The 2,723-nt window shown below is 42.0% G+C and carries 5 protein-coding genes; 3 read left to right on the plus strand and 2 right to left on the minus strand.

The window, feature by feature from the left end; genetic code table 11:
- Nucleotides 1-468 (plus strand): adenosylhomocysteinase (locus PX481_RS13925; protein WP_288094778.1); only part of this gene is annotated, 468 nt, incomplete at its 5' end.
- Nucleotides 469-580: 112 nt separating this feature from the next.
- Complete coding sequence (locus tag PX481_RS13930) at nt 581-1,186, plus strand: DedA family protein (protein ID WP_072925771.1); 606 nt, start codon at nt 581-583, stop codon at nt 1,184-1,186.
- A gap of 197 nt (nt 1,187-1,383) precedes the next feature.
- On the opposite strand, the gene PX481_RS13935 is transcribed toward PX481_RS13930, so the two are convergent.
- Both PX481_RS13935 and PX481_RS13940 read right to left on the minus strand, forming a co-directional pair.
- Nucleotides 1,384-1,608 (minus strand): hypothetical protein, encoded by a 225-nt coding sequence (locus PX481_RS13935; RefSeq protein ID WP_002763361.1) that lies wholly within the window; start codon nt 1,606-1,608, stop codon nt 1,384-1,386.
- A gap of 387 nt (nt 1,609-1,995) precedes the next feature.
- Nucleotides 1,996-2,214, minus strand: a complete 219-nt coding sequence (locus PX481_RS13940; RefSeq protein ID WP_043999501.1) for a hypothetical protein — start codon at nt 2,212-2,214, stop codon at nt 1,996-1,998.
- 124 nt (nt 2,215-2,338) lie between these two features.
- Here PX481_RS13940 and PX481_RS13945 point away from each other — a divergent pair, with 124 nt between their 5' ends.
- Nucleotides 2,339-2,536 (plus strand): hypothetical protein, encoded by a 198-nt coding sequence (locus PX481_RS13945; protein ID WP_002740312.1) that lies wholly within the window; start codon nt 2,339-2,341, stop codon nt 2,534-2,536.
- Nucleotides 2,537-2,723 lie beyond the last annotated feature (187 nt).

Genomic DNA, 2,723 nt, shown 5'->3' on the forward strand with positions numbered 1-2,723 from the left:
GATATCTTTATCACTGTCACTGGTAACAAGCACGTTATCCGGGCTGAACATTTTGACCTGATGAAAGATGGGGCGATGGTTTCCAACTCCGGTCACTGTGATATTGAAATCGACCTGCAAGCTTTAGGCGCAAAAGCCGATAATGTCAAGGAAGTTCGCAACTTTACCCAACAATATAGACTAAAAAGCGGTAAATCCGTCGTTGTTATCGGTGAAGGTCGCCTAGTTAACCTGGCAGCCGCCGAAGGTCATCCTAGCGCCGTTATGGATATGAGTTTCGCTAACCAGGCGATCGGTGTAGAATACTTGGTTAAAAATCAAGGTAAATTAGCCCCCGGTATCTACTCGATTCCCTACGAATTAGACCAAGAAATCGCCCGCTTGAAACTACAAGCTATGGGGATTGAAATCGATACCCTCACCGAAGCCCAATTAGAATATATCAACTCCTGGACTTCCGGAACCTAATATCAGTTATCAGTTATCAGTTATCAGTTGTCAGTTGTCAGTTGTCAGTTATCAGTTGTCAGTTCACTGAAAATACTCTACTTTTAAACTGTTTTCTAAATCCTCAAAAAATATGACTGAATGGATTACAAATACAATGACTTCCATGGGCTATTTAGGCATAGCCCTATTAATGTTTTTAGAGAATCTTTTTCCTCCCATTCCCTCAGAATTAATTATGCCCCTGGCGGGTTTTACCGTCCATGAGGGACAAATGGAATTTATTCCGGCAGTGGTAGCGGGGATTTTTGGTACGGTCATCGGAGCGCTACCTTGGTATTATCTCGGTCGGGTTGTGGATGAGGAAAAAATCGAAAAACTAGCCGATAAATACGGCAAATGGATCACTGTTTCCGCTAAAGATATTCAAAAAGCCAATCAATGGTTTAATCGTCACGGTAGTAAAGCGGTTTTACTCTGTCGTTTGGTCCCCGGAGTGCGAACTTTGATTTCCCTTCCCGCCGGGATGAATCACATGGCGATGATTCCCTTTTTAGTTTACTCCACCATCGGCACGACCCTCTGGGTCGTTTTTTTAACGGCAGCAGGTTACTTTTTAGGGAAGAATTACCCCCTTGTGGAAGAATATCTGGCTCCCGTCTCAAAAATCGCCCTACTTGCCCTGGTTATCTGGTTTATCCTCTGGATTATCCGCAAACGTAACCGCCGGTACGAGTAAATGTTGATGAGAGGTGGTGCGTTACGACGGATTGTCACTGGGATTATCCGCAAACGTAACCGTCGGTATGAGTAAATGTTGATGAGAGGTGGTGCGTTACGACGGATTGTCACCTTCCAGTCAGAGCAGCAATTTTTGCCGTCTAACGCACCCTACTGGACTACGTTTTACAGCCGACAACGCTGCAGCAACGGTATCTAATCACGCCGGCTACTCAAGACGGCCGTGATCAGCAAATAGGCCAGCGTCACCCCGATACTGATTTGGAAGGAATAGGGAGCGGCGCGGTATCGATACCAACTAGAAAAAGATTCAAGAATTCTCAGGGTGAACAACACCACCCAATTTAAGGAAAGCATTAGGAGGTAAAAAAACGCCCCGACTCCCAACGACTGCACAAAACGATTTTTTAATAAATCCATAGCCCTAACCAAGTTAACTATAACTCTTGCAAATTAATTATATGTTATAATCATGGTTTAACTAATTTTCCCAAAAAAATTAGCATTACTTTTCTCCATCAATACTAAACACAAGCACGATACTGAAAATGATAGGAATTAGACCTCGACCTAATATAATCTCAAGACTAAAAGTCTTTCTAGTTAAGGAATCTACCCGAATAAAAATTATTTTAATTGCCTCATATTTTTTCAGTAAAATTGAATTAGCAACGATAGATATACATTACAGCCATTGAACTGTTTAGTTAGTACATAAACCGAAAGCAAGCTGTGACTGGGTTATAATTTTTGGAGATGTCTATTGTCGGTAATGCCTCATCCTCAGAAAAGGGAAACTCAACTGTACTAGGCATGAGCAGATGCCCCTTGGTCATCCTGAATCATCTGCATCAGAATGTTTGCAGTTGCCGTTGCGTCGTAGGGGGACAAAATTGGGTACTCTGATGCGGAGAAGATGAATTGTAGTTCAGCGTCTGGGATTTGTGTGGCTAGGACTTTAAAGAGTGATAATTTGTCTGACTGGCTCAGATTGTTGACCAGAGGAATTAACTCAGCGAGTGACATGGTTTAAACTTCTAGAGGTGCGAGAATGAACTCTTAATAAAATCTTAATTGGGGGTATTACCTGGAAAAGTTCGTCTAGAATTCCGTTGGACTGATCCAAAGGCAACCCAATACAAGAGGTCAAATGGCTATTTTCCAATATCAGATTCTTGTAGGAAAGAATGAACCTAATGCTGTGGTCTGGTTTCTGAATGGCAACCAGGTAGGAGCGGATTTGCTACAAATTCTTAATGATTTGGGCTCTCAAGGTTGGGAAGTAGTTGGTATTGGGGATCTAGGTTTTGATAGTCGCTCTGAGATTGTGCTTAAGAAAACAATCTAATCATCCTTAGGTGTTCTTCGTCCCTACTTTTTCAGCAAGCCCTATATAGGGTTTGCTGAATAATGGTAAAACCCTTTTAAAATAAAGCTTTTGACCTGTTAAAGTCCGATGTTAGTGCAAGAAAATAGGATTGGGACGTTCAAAAACCTTGCATTATCCTTCTTGTAGTACATCGCTTGGTACAAAA

Source organism: Microcystis sp. M53603_WE2 (genome assembly GCF_030065435.1).